The following is a 13,888-nucleotide window of genomic DNA, read 5'->3' as shown; positions in this document are numbered from 1 at the left end:
CTGATGGATGCGGCCTATGATGACCAAGTTTATGTCGACGACCGCACCATCGACAGCCACATCAAGCGGTTGCGCAAGAAGTTCAAGGCCGTCGACCAGAGCTTCGACGTGATCGAGACGCTTTATGGCGTGGGCTACCGGTTCAAAGAATAGCGGGCGAGACCGATGACTGCCGAGACCGAAGGGTCCTGGCAGCGGGTCGACGCATCGTTCAAGGAGCGCTTCCGCCGCGGCGCGCGTGCCGTCTTGAATTGGGTCAAGCGCGTGCCCGGCTGGATCAGCGAGCACCGGCCCTTCCGTCACGGCTTCTCCAGCCTGACGCGCCGCATCGTCGTGCTCAATCTGATCGGGCTGGCGATCCTCGTCTCCGGCATTCTCTATCTCAACCAGTTCCGCGCCGGGCTGATCGACGCCAAGGTGCAGAGCCTGCTGACCCAGGGCGAGATCATCGCCCGCGCCATCGCGGCGTCGGCCGGCGTTGACAACGGCGAGACCCAGATCGACCCGGAGACGCTCCTGGAGAAGGAGCTCGGACAAGCCGGGCCCGGCGGCGCCGACGACGCATTCTCGAACGCGCTCGGTTTCACCATCGATCCGGAACGCGCCGCGCCGATCCTGCGCCCCCTCGTCAAGCCCACGGGAAGCCGCGCGCGCATCTACAACCGCGACGGCACGCTGATCCTCGATTCCGATACGTTCTATTCGCGCGGCGAGGTGCTGCGCTACGACCTGCCGCCGCCCGAAACCTCCGAGCCCGACGCGCTTACGACGTTCTGGGATGCGGTGACCAACCAGCTCCAGCCTTCGGGGCTCCCGGTCTATACCGAGATCGGCGGCGCCAACGGCAAGGCCTATCCGGAAGTGGCGACGGCGCTTACTGGGACCTCCGTGCCCATCGTGCGCAAGAACGACAAGGGCGAGATCGTGGTGTCCGTGGCGGTGCCCGTGCAGCGCATGCGCGCCGTGCTCGGCGTGCTCCTGCTGTCGACGCGTGGCGGCGACATCGACGACATCGTCTCGGCGGAGCGCATGAGCATCTTCCGCGTGTCGGCGTTCGCGGCGGCGGTGACCGTCGTGTTGTCACTCATCCTCGCCAACACCATCGCCGGCCCCATGCAGCGGCTTGCCGCGGCCGCCGAGCGCGTGCGCCATAGTGTGAAGGCCCGCGCCGAGATCCCCGACTTTACCGACCGCTCGGACGAGATCGGCCATCTGTCCGGCGCGCTGCGCGACATGACGGGCGCGCTCTATCGCCGGATCGACGCGATCGAAAGCTTCGCCGCCGACGTGGCGCATGAGCTCAAGAACCCGCTCACCTCGTTGCGCAGCGCCACCGAGACCCTGCCGCTCGCCAAGACCGAGGAGTCCCGCGAGCGCTTGATGGAGATCATCCAGCACGACGTGCGACGGCTCGACCGGCTGATCAGCGACATCTCCGACGCCTCGCGGCTCGACGCGGAGCTGGCCCGCGAGGATGCTGAGCTTGTGAGCATGGACGAGATGCTGCGCGCGACCGTGTCGCTATTCAACGACATCCATCGCGACGACATCCCGGAAGTGGTGCTCGACATCGCCTATGCGCCGGGCGCGCATCCTTATCGCGTCAACGGCCATGACAGCCGTCTGCATCAGGTGATGGTCAACCTGCTCGAGAACGCCATCTCCTTCTCGCCGCCGGACGGACGCGTCACCGTCGCCGCGCGGCGCATCGGCAACGAGATCCAAATCGCGATCGAGGACGAAGGGCCCGGCATCCCCGAGGAGAATCTGGAGCGCGTCTTCGAGCGCTTCTACACCGACCGGCCGCAGGAAAACTTCGGACAGAACTCCGGGCTCGGCCTCAACATCTCGCGGCAGATCGTGGTGGCGCATGGCGGCCGTCTCTATGCGGAGAACAGGCCCGCCCGCGACGCGAGCGCGAAGAGCGGCGGGGCGCGCTTCGTCATCTGCCTGCCGGCGGCGTAGGGGTTGGCGACCGCGATGGTGCGTGCGCTCGTCCACGGCACTTGCGTGGCTCTCGGAGATCGCGCCGCTTTGCTGCGGGGCGCGCCGGGGGCCGGCAAGTCGGACTTGGCGCTCCGTTTCCTGGCACTTCCGAACGAAGGCGAACTGCGCCCTCTCCTCGTCGCCGACGATCAGGTCCAGGTTGATGGGAAGGGCAAGATCTTGACGGTCTCCGCGCCCGCGACGCTTGCCGGATTGATAGAGGTGCGCGGGCTCGGGATCGTCGAGATGCCCTCTATCGCCGCGGCGCGGCTCGTGCTTGTGTGCGACCTGGTCGCGGCCGATCAAGTGCCGCGCATGCCGCCGGACCCTTGGGATCGAATGGCTCTGGCGGGCGTTGACGTGCCGTTGCTGCACCTCTCGCCGTTCGAGGCGTCGGCGCCGTTGAAGTTGAAAATGGCGCTCTTGCGCGCGCCCGAACAATAGGCTTTACCGAGGCGGTTTCGGGCTTGCGCCTGGCCCCGCACCCGACAAAGATAGCGGCCTTTGGCCGGGCGGCATTCATCCAAGAGGTAGCATGATCGGCGTCGTTATCGTGACCCACGGCAATCTCGCACGCGAGTTCCGCGCAGCGCTCGAACATGTGGTCGGGCCGCAGGAGCAGATCGAAACTGTGTCCATCGGTCCTGACGACGATCTCGATGTCCGGCGCGCGGACATGTTGGCGGCGCTCGACACGGTCGATGCCGGCGAAGGTGTCGTCGTACTCACCGACATGTTCGGCGGCTCGCCATCGAATCTTGCGATCTCCGCCATGGAGCGGCCCAACGTGGAGGTGGTCGCTGGCGTCAATCTGCCGATGCTGGTGAAGCTGGCGAGCGTGCGCGGGGAGTGCGGCCTCGACGAGGCGATCACCCAGGCCCAAGAGGCCGGACGCAAATATATCAGCGTCGCGAGTCAGATCCTGGCGGCGAATTGACCGCCGTGACCCCGGCCCGCCATATCTCCGGTGAGCGGGAAAAAGGCGTCTTCTTCGCCGAAGTCATGATCCCCAACAAGAAAGGCCTGCATGCGCGCGCTTCGGCGCAGTTCGTGCGCTGCGCCGGTGAGTTCAAAGCCAATGTGCGCGTGAGCCGCGAAGGGCACACCGTGGGCGGCACCTCGATCATGGGGCTGATGATGCTCGCCGCGGGACAAGGCCACTCGATCCACATCGAGGTGAACGGCGAGGAGGCGAAGCCCGCTATCGAGGCGCTCATCGCGCTGGTCGAAAACGGCTTCGGCGAAGAGGACTGATCGCGCTACTGCTTTCCGGCCCGCTCGGCGTAGGCGTCAACCAACGCACGGATCATGCGCTGGTAAGGCACGCGGGCCTCGCCGGCCTCACGCTTGAAGAACTCGACACTGCGGCGGCTCAGGCTGAGCGTGACTTTCACGTTGTCCTCGCGCAGAACGAGCTCCCCCGGTGAGGGCAGAAAGTCCTCAATCACCTTGAGTTCGCCAATTTCACCTTCGGTGTATTTCCTTGTTCTCGCGCTCATAGACCTTCTTGCCTTTTCGCCAATAGCCCGCACCGAAGATGCGGATTCGCTCGTTGCGCCACGCGAAACGCACGGTGAGAACGCCGTCCTCAACCCAGCCAAAGCAAAAGTAGCGCTTCTCTTCCGCCGTGCTGTGAGAGAGGTCCTCGGCAATAACGCGTCGTTCATCGAGAAAAGCCGACTGCGCGATCTCGAAGGCAACGCCATGCTTTCCTTGGTTGAGCCGGTTCTTGTCCTCGTCCCACTCGAAACTCGGCTCGGTCGCCATAGTATGGTAATCTTACCATATCAATATATGGCTCGGCAACACCTCCTTGCGCCCGGCCCCGCCGCCTCTTGACTCTCCGGGGGGCGGATAAGATATAAGGACTTCTTTATATCTTTATACAACCAAGCGGAGACCGCATGAACTACCACGTCAAGGATATCGGCCTCGCCGATTGGGGCCGCAAGGAAATCGCCATCGCCGAGACCGAGATGCCGGGCCTGATGGCGGTGCGCGAGGAATTCGGCAAGGCGCAGCCGCTGAAGGGCGCCCGTATCGCCGGCTGCCTGCATATGACCATCCAGACCGCCGTCCTGATCGAGAGCTTGCAGGCGCTCGGCGCCGAGGTGCGCTGGGCCTCCTGCAACATTTTCTCCACCCAGGACCACGCCGCCGCCGCGATCGCCGCGGGCGGTACGCCGGTCTTCGCCGTCAAGGGCGAGACGTTGGCGGAGTATTGGGACTACGTGGACCGCATCCTCGAATGGCCCGGCGGCGAGACCGCCAATCTCATTCTCGACGACGGCGGCGACGCCACGATGATCGTGATCCTCGGCGCGCAAGCCGAGCAAGATCCGTCCGTGCTCGCCAAGCCCGGCAACGACGAAGAGACGGCGATGTTCGCCACGATCAAGAAGCGGCTGGAACGCGAGCCCGGCTTCTACTCGAAAGTTAAAAACAATCTGAAGGGCGTGTCGGAGGAGACGACGACCGGCGTGCATCGGCTTTACGAGATGCAGAAGAAGGGCATGCTTCCCTTCCCCGCCATCAACGTCAATGACAGCGTCACCAAGTCCAAGTTCGACAATCTCTATGGCTGCCGCGAGAGCCTGCCCGACGGCATCAAGCGGGCCACCGACGTTATGCTTGCCGGCAAATACGCCGTGGTCGCCGGTTATGGCGACGTGGGCAAGGGGTGCGCCGAGAGCCTGAAGAGCCAGGGCGCGCGCGTGGCGATCACCGAGATCGATCCGATCTGCGCGTTGCAGGCGGCGATGGAAGGCTACGAGGTGATCACCATGGAGGAGGCCGCTCCCAAGGGCGACATCTTCGTCACCGCCACCGGCAACAAGGACGTCATCACCGTCGACCATATGCGTGCCATGCATGACCGTGCCATCGTCTGCAATATCGGGCATTTCGATTCCGAGATTCAGGTGGGCGGCCTAAAGAACTTCAAATGGCACAACGTGAAGCCGCAAGTGGACGAGGTCGAGTTTCCCGACGGCAAGCGCATTCTGCTCTTGGCCGAAGGCCGCCTCGTCAATCTCGGCTGCGCCACGGGCCATCCGAGCTTCGTGATGAGCGCGTCCTTCACCAACCAAGTGTTGGCGCAGATGGAGCTTTGGCAGCATGTCGGCAAATACGAGAACAAGGTCTATGTGCTGCCGAAGCACCTGGACGAGAAGGTCGCGCAGCTTCATCTCGGCCGCCTCGACGCACATCTCACCAAGCTGAGCGACGAGCAGGCCGCCTATATCGGCGTCAAGACCGAAGGCCCATTCAAGCCGGAGCACTACCGCTACTAAGCATGCGGGCGAAGGCCCGAGCTGTCGTCCGCAAACACCGCGGATCACTCGTTCAGCAATTCGCGCTGCGAGCGGACGACATCCTCGGGAGGCGCGCCCGCCTTGTCAGCGGTGCCTTGCGGCTCTCCGGGAAAATCGGTGAACAGCGCGAAGGCGATGAGCCCGAGCGTGACAGCGGCCGCGATTGCAACCACGGTCGTCACGAAGACCCTTGCATGGGAACGCCGGGTAGACCGTTCCTGGTTGAGCGTTGTCATAGCACCTGATTCAACCGAAAGCGCCCATGCAAGTTCCCTCTTATCCCCGGTCTCCAAAACGCACGTAGAATGCCTTCACCTCGTCCAGTTAAGGGGCGCGCTCTAGAGGCGTTCTTGATCGCGGGACGGGGTGCGGCGCCTGCGGGTTTCGTTACGCGACGAAAACCTCCGGGCGGTGCCGGGGCTCCCCCCGGGGCCACTACGAGAGCCCCTGCAAGGAGCTTGCTGGGATTTGGTCTCGCGCGACGCGGGTCAAAGGCCGACAGCGCGTCCGCGCTCAAGTAGGCCGGAGGCCGGTAGCGCAGAGAACAATGAGAAGCGGGGCCCGGACGCCGACCAACGCCGCAAATGAGCATGCGCTTGCCGCGCAGCGTGGCGCATTCTTGATGCGCTACCGCTTCGCTACTTGAGCGCATGTGGCGCGCCGGAAGGCGCTCGCCGCGATTCCCAAAAGGATCGCGGAACCATTTACGGATTTGCGCCTACCCGGCGCGCCACCCCTTCGGGGGCCATTTGGGAGACTAAACCGCGCTCAAGGTGCGCGAAGCAAGGGTGCGCAGCAAGGAGACAAGCCTCGCGCGGGTTTCGCGGCGAGAGGATGATGCATGCCCTTTTTCGGCGTCCGCGATTAGCCAACGCCCGCAGCCTGTGGGCAAGAGTCCACGAAGCGGCTAGTCTAGTTTGTGATTCGCCTTTGCGGTTCGCCAGGGCCAACCGGCTCCAGCGTTCAAGTCTGTGGCAGCGTTCAGCGGCGCGAGGCGAGGCCATAGGCAACGGCGTTGATGCGGCGGCATTCAAGCGGCGGCGTGGAGCGAGGGGGACCATGCGGACCAGCAGAGGCCAGGTGACACCTGATTCAAGGTGGCTCACGGTGCTGTCTCGCGTTCTTGCCTATTCCGTTCCGGCTTGGCTGCTGCCTGTCGATGCAGCGCTGGCGCAAGAGGCCACGAGCGTCGATGCCCAAGCGCTGCTAACGCTCGGCATCAATCTCGGCATCATCGCTTTCGCCATCGGCACGGCCATCGCCTGCATGCGCGCGACAAAGCGCGCGAACGCGCAGGAAGCCAAGGCGGCGAGCGAAGCGGAACGCTATGCCTTGAGCGAGAGCACGCTTGAGACCGTGCTCGCCGCGGAACCGCAGGCACTCCTGACGCTCACTGAGACGGGCGAGCCAGAGCTGCTCGTTTCCAACCTGCCGCTGAGCTTTGGCGTGCCCCGCGAGCCGGAGCGTCTTCTGACCTTCACCGGCTGGCTGGACGAATCTTCATGCGTGGAACTGATTTCCGCCATGCAGGCGCTGGCCGAGCGCGGCGAAGCATTCAACTTGATGCTGCGCACCCAGCGGGAGCGCTATGTGGAAGTCGACGGGCGCACCGCCGGGCGGTCGCTCGTACTGAAAGTGCGCAACATCGCCGGCCAGCGGCTCGAACTGGCCGAGCTCTCGGTCAAGCATAAGGAGCTCGAGGGGCAAGTCGCGGCGTTACGTACACTGCTCGACGAAGCCAAGCGCAACGAGCATGCCCGTGCCGAGATCAAGGCCAGTATCGAGACACATTTCCGCAGCTTCGACCGGCTCGCCACTGCGTTCGCCGTGTTCGACTCCACCCAGCGGCTCGCTCATTACAACCAGGCTTACGTGGATCTATGGCAGCTCGATCCGGACTGGCTCGACACGCATCCGCGCGACGGCGAGATTCTCGACCGCTTGCGCCAAGCGCGGCGGCTCGAGGAACGGGCCGAGTACCGAGCCTGGAAGCAGAGCTGGCTATCCGCCTATGGCACCGGCAAGCAAGTCGAGGACCGCTGGTATCTGCCGGACGGCCGCTCGCTACACGTCATCGCCGACGCCGACGGCGAAGGCGGCGTGACGTACCTCTATGAAAATGTCACCGAGCAGATCGCGCTGGAAAGCCGCTACAATGCGCTCATTCAAGTGCAGCGCGAGACGCTGGACACGCTGCGCGAGGGCGTCGCCGTGTTCGCGCCCAACGGACGGCTCCGCCTTTACAACAGTGCCTTTGCCAGAATTTGGGAGCTGAACCCAAGGCTGCTCGACGCCGAGCCGCATGTGGAAGACGTCATCTCTTGGTGCCGCGCGCTTTACGACGCACCCGAGGAGTGGGAGCGCACCAAAGCCGCGGTCACGGCGATCGTTTCGGAGCGCCGGCCGTATGACAACCAGTTCGACCGGCCCGACGGCGCGGTGCTGGCCTGCGCCGCGCTGCCGCTGCCCGACGGGGGCACGCTGCTCACCTATTCGGACATCACCGACGCCACACGCGCCGAACGCGCGCTGATCGAGAAGAACGAAGCGCTCGAAGCGGCGGACCGCATTAAGAGCGAGTTCGTCTCCCACGTCTCCTACGAGCTTCGGACGCCGCTCAACAGCATGCTGGGCTTTGCGCAGATGCTCGCCGAGCCTGCCTTCGGACCGCTCGGCGACAAGCAGCGCGAATATGTGGACGACATTCTTTCCTCGGGCACGACGCTGCGCGCCATCGTCGACGACATTCTTGATCTCGCTACGATGGACGCGGGCATCCTCGAATTGAAACTTGAGCCTGTCCACGTACGCGAGGCCATCGAGCAGGCGCGCCAGGGCGTCGAGGATCGGCTGAAGCAAAACGATGTGAGGCTCGAAATCGGCATCGCGCCCGGCGTCGACGAGGTGGTGGCCGATGCTAGGCGTCTCACCCAGATCCTTTATAATCTCCTGTCCAACGCCATCGGCTTCTCCGCGCCCGGAGAGTCGATCCGCTTGGCTTGCGACCGGGAAGGCCCCATGATCGCCTTCACCGTGACCGATAAAGGCGTCGGCATTCCGGAGGATTTCCAAGAAACCGTGTTCGACCGTTTCGAAAGCCGCACTCAAGGATCGCGCCACCGCGGCGCCGGGCTCGGGCTCTCCATCGTCAAGAGTCTGGCCGAGCTTCATGGCGGCACGGTCTCCCTCGACAGCACGCCTGGCGAAGGCACGCGGGTCAAGGTGCTGCTGCCGCTTAAGCAGGGCGCGCAACAGCCCGATGTCGACGCGCTGCCCTATCGGGCCAACCGCGCCGGATGAGTAGAAGCTGGCGGCTCGACGGCGTCGATCTCGCCCGGCTCGATCGTCTCGCCAGCCGGATCGCGCTTTCCCTGAAAACAGGCGATGTCCTCGCTCTGAGCGGCCCGCTCGGCGCCGGCAAAACGACGCTGGCACGGGCTTTGGTCGCCCATCTGGACGGCGATACGGAAGTGCCGAGCCCGACCTTCGCGCTGATGCAGCAGTACGAAACACCCCGGCTGACGCTGAGTCACTGTGATTTCTACCGGCTTCAGAACGATGAGCTCGAGGAGCTTGGTCTCGACGATGCGCTCGCCGATGGCGCGCTGCTCATCGAGTGGCCGGAACGTGCCGCCGGCTGGCTGCCTGCGGACCGGCTCGATATCACGCTCGAAGAAACGAGCGATCCCGGCACGCGTAATATCGTATTGACCGGGCACGGCGGTTGGGCTCTTCGTCTTGACCGCTTGCAAGCGCTCGCGGGATTTCTCGATCACACGGCCTATGCCAAGGCGGACGCGCGCTTTCTCCAAGGCGATGCGTCCGCGCGGTCCTACGCCCGGCTGGTGCTGCCGGACAGGCGCGCCATTCTGATGAACGCGCCACGGCAGCCGGATGGCCCGCCTATCCGCGAAGGCAAGCCCTATAGCGCGCTCGTCCATCTGGCCGAGGACGTGACGCCCTTCGTGGCCGTGGCGGACGCCTTGCGCGTGCGCGGCTTCGCGGCGCCAGCGATCGAGGCCTTCGACCTCGAGGACGGCTTCGTCGTTCTGGAGGATTTGGGCGACCGCGTCTTCGGGGCGGAGTTGGAGCGCGGCGGCGACCAGGCCGAGCTGTGGAGCGCGGCGGTGGACGTGCTGCTCGCGCTTGCCGCGGCGCCGCCTTCCGAGACGCTGCCTCTCGCGGGACATCCGGCTTATCGACTGCCCCGGTTCGATGCCGAGGCGATGCTGATCGAGGCCTCGCTGATAGTCGAATGGCTGTGGCCCACGGTCCATGGCCGGGAGATCCCTTCGGATTTGCGCGCGGAGTTCGAGGCACTGTGGCGGCCGCATCTCGAAAAGGCGGCAAAGGCCGATCCCGGCTGGGTGCTGCGGGACTATCATTCGCCCAATCTGATGTGGCTGCCCGACCGGGAGGGCGTCCGGAATGTGGGTCTTCTCGACTTCCAAGACGCGCTATCCGGGCCTCTGGCCTATGACCTCGTGTCCCTGCTTCAGGATGCCCGGCTGGAGGTGCCCGAAGCGCTTGAACGGGCCGAACTCGACCGGTACTGTTCGGCCCGAAACGGGCAGGGCGAATCCTTTTCGAGCGATGATTTCCGCACCCTCTACGCCACGCTCGGCGCCCAACGAAACTCGAAGATCCTCGGCATTTTTGCACGATTGGCGAAACGTGACGGAAAGCGCGGCTATCTCGCTCACATGCCTAGGGTCGCGCGCTATCTGGAGCGCGACCTCGCCCATCCGGCGCTCGGCGATTTACGCAACTTCTACGCGCGTGAGTTCCCGGCCGCCGCAGACCTGCCACCCCCCTCGCTGTAGAAGGACGCATCCATGACCACCGCGCGCACGGCGATGGTGCTGGCCGCCGGCTATGGCGAGCGCATGCGCCCTCTCACGGACACGATGCCAAAGCCGCTCGTGCCGCTCGCGGGCCGGGCGCTGCTCGATCATGTGCTGGACCGGCTTGCCGCCGCCGGCGTCGAGACGGCGGTCGTCAACGTGCATTACCTGCCCGAGCAGATCGAAACGCATGTGCAGGCCCGTGCGGGCCGCGCGCCAAAAACGGTGATCTCCGATGAGCGTGAGCTTTTGCTCGACACCGGCGGCGGGACGACAAAGGCGCTGTCTCACCTCGGCGACGGTCCCTTCTTCGTCCACAACTCGGACTCCGCTTGGAGCGAAGGCGTCACGCCGGCGCTGCGAAATATGCTGCGCTTGTGGGATCCGGAGCGCATGGACTGCCTGTTGCTGCTCGCGCCGCTGTCGACCAGCGTCGGCTATCATGCGCGCGGCGATTTCGACATGACGCCGGACGGGCGTCTTTCGCGGCGCGGCGAGCGACAAGTGGTGCCGTTCGCCTTTGCCGGCGTGTCGCTGTGCACGGCCGCACTGTTCGAAGACGCACCCGAGGGTCCGTTTTCGCTCAATGTCCTGTGGGACCGGGCCCTCGACAAGGAGCGCCTGTACGGCGTGCGGCTCGACGGGCGCTGGATGCATGTGGGAACGCCAGAGGCACTAAAAGAGGCGGAAGCCTCGTTCGAGCATGAAGGTGCCTGAGCCCCGCGCACATCCCCGCCTCTACACCATCCCGCCCTCGGCGCCGTTTCTCTCAACCCTCGCCCGGGCGATTCTTGCAGGCGATCTGCCGCTTGCCGGCGGCGCCAAGCCCGACCTTCTCGCCCTGCCCCACACGACGATCTACCTGCCGACACGGCGCGCGGCCCGCGCCTTGCGCGAGGCCTTTCTGACGGAGTCCGGGGGGGAGGCGCTATTGCTGCCGCGCATCCACGCGCTCGGCCACGCCGACGAAGACGCGGCGCTGATCCTGGACGCCGGCACCTTTGCCGATGCGGACGGTGCGGACGGTGCGCTCGGCGCCACGGCTATCGGCACCCTGCCCCGCCTCATGGCGCTGATGCAGCTGATTCTTTCTTGGCGCAGCGCTCCGGCGGGCGCGGCGACCGAGACGGAAATTGACTCCGTCCGCTTCGATGTCAGCCCCGGCCAGGCCGCAGACCTCGCCGCCGACCTCGCGCGGCTGATGGACTTCGTGGAATCCGAGGAGGTCGATTTCGCGGCACTCGATAAGCTGGTGCCCGAGGATCTCGCCTCCCATTGGGAAGCCACCATCGACTTTCTCACGATCGTCACCGAGCACTGGCCGCAATACCTGGAAGACAACGGCTTGGTCTCACCCGTGACGCGGCGCAATCTTCTCATGGCGCAAGAGACGGAGCGCCTGGCCAAGGGGTCGCCCTACCCGGTTATCGCTGCGGGTTCCACGGGCACAGTGCCGGCCACCGCGCGGCTTCTCGAAGCGATCGCTACAATGCCGAACGGTGCGGTGGTGCTGCCGGGGTTGGATCAGACACTCGACGACGACAGCTGGGAGCGTCTCCCCGCCCATCCCGAGCATCCGCAAACCGGCATGGCGGAGCTTTTGCGCAAGCTCGGCGTCGCGCGCAGCGAGGTGGCCTTTGTGCCGGGGAGCGCCCCGGACGGACCCGAGAGCGCGCGGCTTCATCTCGTGAGCGAGGCGCTGCGCCCCGCCGAGACGACGGAGCAGTGGCAGCGCTACTTGGAGGGTGATGAGCTCGCGCCGGACGGCCGCGCCAGCTTCGCCAATGCGCTCGCCGGAATCAGCCTCGTGGAAGCACCCACGGCCCATGACGAAGCCGAAGCCATTGCCCTCATCTTGCGGTCGTGTATCGCCGAGCCCGGCAAGACGGCGGCGCTAGTCACGCCAGACCGCGTGCTGGCGCGTCGCGTTGCGGCCCGGCTCAAGGGCTTTGACCTTGAGATCGACGATTCCGCCGGCGTGCCGGTGCCACGCACCATGCCGGGCGGGTTTCTCGATCTCGTATTGGCCGCGACGGAGATGGACTTTGCCCCGCCCGAGCTCATGGCGCTGATCAAGCATCCGTTGACGCGGCTCGGCCGTGCGCCGGGCGAGATCAGGCGTGTCGCGCGCGCCCTCGAACGCGGCGCCTTCCGGGACATCTATCTCGGGCATGGACTTTCCGGCGTCGCGCACGCGCTGAAGACGGCAGGTCTCCGCGTCAAACTCTCCGATAGGGAGCGCGCGGAAGCCCTAACGCTGGTGGAGGATCTGCGGCAGGCCTTCGCGCCGCTTTCCGCATTGTTCGCGGCGCCCTCGTCCCACAGCACCACGGAGCTCGCGGAGGCGCACGCCGCGACCGCCGAGGCGTTGGCGCGCGACGAGAAGAAGCAACTCCCACTGTGGCAGGGCGACGCGGGCGAGGCGCTGACGTTGCTGCTGTCCCGGCTGATCGAGGATGGCGGCGGCCTCACCATGACCGCGCGGGCCTATCCGGCGTTCTACCGCACCCTGCTTGCAGGCGAGGTGGTGCGCCCCCGCGCGCCGGCCCATCCACGGCTGTTCATCTGGGGCCCGCTAGAAGCCCGCCTCCAGCAGCCCGACGTGGTGATCCTCGGCAGCCTAAACGAAGGGTTCTGGCCGCGCCCGCAAGAGGCCGGCCCTTGGCTCAGCCGGCCCATGCGCGAGAAGCTCGGGCTCTCGCCCCCGGAACGTCGCATTGGCCTTTCGGCCCACGATTTCGCCCAAGCACTCGGCGCCAAGACCGTCTATCTCGCCCGCGCGCTCAAGGTCGAGGGCGTGCCGACCGTGCCCTCGCGCTGGGTCCAACGGCTTCAAGCGCTGGTCGCCGCTTCCAAGCTCGAAGTAAAGATCGCCCCGGACCTGCCTTGGGTCCCTTGGGCACGCGAACGCGACGCCATCGAGACCTTCGACCCGGTCAAGCCGCCCAAGCCCTGCCCTCCGGTCGAGGCGCGGCCTAGCTCGTTAAGCGTGACCCAGATCGAGCGCTGGATCGCCAATCCCTATGAGATCTACGCCAAGCACATCTTGAAGCTCGAACCGTTGAAGCCGCTCGGCACTGAGCCCGATCCCGCCATGCGCGGCACGGCATTTCACCGCATCATGAATCTCTTCGCCGTCGCCTATCCTGACACGCTGCCGGACGACATCTATGCGGCGCTCAACGAGATCGCCGGCGCTTATTTCGAAACGCTCGGTGACGCGCCCAGCGTGCGTGCCTTCTGGCGGCCGAGCTTCCTGCGCTTCGCCCGCTGGGTCGCGGCGACGGAACCCGCGCGCCGGGCCGATATCGCCCGCACCTACTCCGAGCTCAAAGGCACGCTTTCCCTGCCGACGGGGTTTGAGCTTACCGCGCGCGCCGACCGCATCGACCTGACGACAGATGGACGGGTGGTGATCTACGATTACAAGACGGGCACTGTGCCGAACCAGACGCAGGTCAGGGATCTATACGCGCCGCAATTGCCTCTCGAGGCGGCGATTGCAGAGGCAGGCGGCTTTGCCGAGCTCGGTCCGCGCGCCGTGCGCGATCTGGTCTACATCCAGGCCACGGGACGTCAGGACGGCGGCGAGGAACAGCAGGCGGCCAAGGAGGCGGCTGACGTCCTCTCCGCCAAGGCGCGCGAGGACTTGGAAAAGCTCGTGGTTCACTTCGCGGACCCCGCGACCCCTTACGAGGTGAAGCGGCGCGCTGGCGCGGCCTTCACCAGCGCCTACCGGCATGA

General features: G+C 65.5%; 13 protein-coding genes. 10 read left to right on the top strand and 3 right to left on the bottom strand.

Annotation, left to right across the window (positions count from 1 at the left end):
• The 5 genes from ACSLE4_RS05085 to ACSLE4_RS05065 form a co-directional block, all read left to right on the top strand.
• A partial coding sequence (locus tag ACSLE4_RS05085; RefSeq protein WP_435903393.1) for a winged helix-turn-helix domain-containing protein occupies nucleotides 1-153 on the top strand: 153 nt, incomplete at its 5' end.
• A 12-nt stretch (nucleotides 154-165) separates the two neighbouring features.
• The gene (locus ACSLE4_RS05080; RefSeq protein WP_435903392.1) at nucleotides 166-1,965 is read left to right on the top strand and encodes a stimulus-sensing domain-containing protein; all 1,800 of its coding nucleotides are present in this window, start codon (nucleotides 166-168) and stop codon (nucleotides 1,963-1,965) included.
• 3 nt (nucleotides 1,966-1,968) lie between these two features.
• Nucleotides 1,969-2,430, top strand: coding sequence for an HPr kinase/phosphorylase (locus tag ACSLE4_RS05075; protein ID WP_435903391.1), 462 nt, complete (start codon nucleotides 1,969-1,971; stop codon nucleotides 2,428-2,430).
• A 91-nt stretch (nucleotides 2,431-2,521) separates the two neighbouring features.
• Nucleotides 2,522-2,923, top strand: coding sequence for a PTS sugar transporter subunit IIA (locus ACSLE4_RS05070; RefSeq protein ID WP_435903390.1), 402 nt, complete (start codon nucleotides 2,522-2,524; stop codon nucleotides 2,921-2,923).
• Nucleotides 2,924-2,988: 65 nt separating this feature from the next.
• Entirely contained in the window at nucleotides 2,989-3,240 is a 252-nt protein-coding gene (locus ACSLE4_RS05065; RefSeq protein WP_069623052.1) for an HPr family phosphocarrier protein, read from the top strand.
• 5 nt (nucleotides 3,241-3,245) lie between these two features.
• On the opposite strand, the gene ACSLE4_RS05060 is transcribed toward ACSLE4_RS05065, so the two are convergent.
• Both ACSLE4_RS05060 and ACSLE4_RS05055 read right to left on the bottom strand, forming a co-directional pair.
• Entirely contained in the window at nucleotides 3,246-3,485 is a 240-nt protein-coding gene (locus ACSLE4_RS05060) for a hypothetical protein (RefSeq protein WP_435903389.1), read from the bottom strand.
• Nucleotides 3,451-3,753 carry a BrnT family toxin gene (locus tag ACSLE4_RS05055; RefSeq protein ID WP_435903388.1) on the bottom strand — a complete coding sequence of 101 codons (303 nt, stop codon included), beginning with the start codon at nucleotides 3,751-3,753 and terminating at the stop codon, nucleotides 3,451-3,453. The genes ACSLE4_RS05060 and ACSLE4_RS05055 overlap by 35 nt, the downstream gene beginning before the upstream one ends.
• Nucleotides 3,754-3,890: 137 nt before the next feature.
• Here ACSLE4_RS05055 and ahcY point away from each other — a divergent pair, with 137 nt between their 5' ends.
• Nucleotides 3,891-5,279: an adenosylhomocysteinase gene (ahcY, locus tag ACSLE4_RS05050; RefSeq protein WP_435903387.1), complete on the top strand. Its 1,389-nt coding sequence runs from the start codon at nucleotides 3,891-3,893 to the stop codon at nucleotides 5,277-5,279.
• Nucleotides 5,280-5,323: 44 nt separating this feature from the next.
• Here ahcY and ACSLE4_RS05045 read toward each other — a convergent pair whose 3' ends face one another.
• Entirely contained in the window at nucleotides 5,324-5,482 is a 159-nt protein-coding gene (locus ACSLE4_RS05045) for a hypothetical protein (protein WP_435903386.1), read from the bottom strand.
• Between the two features lie 925 nt (nucleotides 5,483-6,407).
• Between ACSLE4_RS05045 and ACSLE4_RS05040 the strand changes: the two genes are divergently transcribed.
• The 4 genes from ACSLE4_RS05040 to addB form a co-directional block, all read left to right on the top strand.
• Nucleotides 6,408-8,600: an ATP-binding protein gene (locus ACSLE4_RS05040; RefSeq protein WP_435903385.1), complete on the top strand. Its 2,193-nt coding sequence runs from the start codon at nucleotides 6,408-6,410 to the stop codon at nucleotides 8,598-8,600.
• Nucleotides 8,597-10,123 (top strand): tRNA (adenosine(37)-N6)-threonylcarbamoyltransferase complex ATPase subunit type 1 TsaE, encoded by a 1,527-nt coding sequence (tsaE, locus tag ACSLE4_RS05035; RefSeq protein WP_435903384.1) that lies wholly within the window; start codon nucleotides 8,597-8,599, stop codon nucleotides 10,121-10,123. The genes ACSLE4_RS05040 and tsaE overlap by 4 nt, the downstream gene beginning before the upstream one ends.
• A 12-nt stretch (nucleotides 10,124-10,135) precedes the next feature.
• Nucleotides 10,136-10,861: a nucleotidyltransferase family protein gene (locus ACSLE4_RS05030; protein WP_435903383.1), complete on the top strand. Its 726-nt coding sequence runs from the start codon at nucleotides 10,136-10,138 to the stop codon at nucleotides 10,859-10,861.
• Nucleotides 10,854-13,888, top strand: a 3,035-nt coding sequence (gene addB, locus ACSLE4_RS05025) for a double-strand break repair protein AddB (protein WP_435903382.1), incomplete at its 3' end; no start/stop codon positions are given. The genes ACSLE4_RS05030 and addB, both read left to right, overlap by 8 nt.

It is taken from the genome of Methyloceanibacter sp., assembly GCF_051306395.1.
In the GTDB taxonomy this organism is placed as follows: domain Bacteria; phylum Pseudomonadota; class Alphaproteobacteria; order Rhizobiales; family Methyloligellaceae; genus Methyloceanibacter.
Note: the sequence above shows the minus strand (reverse complement) of the source record. Positions and strands in the feature narration are given on the sequence as shown.

Excerpts from the sequence above, each read along its gene's own strand:
- ACSLE4_RS05080 (WP_435903392.1), top strand. The coding sequence starts at position 166 with ATGACTGCCGAGACCGAAGGGTCCTGGCAGCGGGTCGACGCATCGTTC.
- ACSLE4_RS05070 (WP_435903390.1), top strand. The coding sequence starts at position 2,522 with ATGATCGGCGTCGTTATCGTGACCCACGGCAATCTCGCACGCGAGTTC.
- ACSLE4_RS05065 (WP_069623052.1), top strand. The coding sequence starts at position 2,989 with ATGATCCCCAACAAGAAAGGCCTGCATGCGCGCGCTTCGGCGCAGTTC.
- ACSLE4_RS05060 (WP_435903389.1), bottom strand. The coding sequence starts at position 3,485 with ATGAGCGCGAGAACAAGGAAATACACCGAAGGTGAAATTGGCGAACTC.
- ACSLE4_RS05055 (WP_435903388.1), bottom strand. The coding sequence starts at position 3,753 with ATGGCGACCGAGCCGAGTTTCGAGTGGGACGAGGACAAGAACCGGCTC.
- ahcY (WP_435903387.1), top strand. The coding sequence starts at position 3,891 with ATGAACTACCACGTCAAGGATATCGGCCTCGCCGATTGGGGCCGCAAG.
- tsaE (WP_435903384.1), top strand. The coding sequence starts at position 8,597 with ATGAGTAGAAGCTGGCGGCTCGACGGCGTCGATCTCGCCCGGCTCGAT.
- ACSLE4_RS05030 (WP_435903383.1), top strand. The coding sequence starts at position 10,136 with ATGACCACCGCGCGCACGGCGATGGTGCTGGCCGCCGGCTATGGCGAG.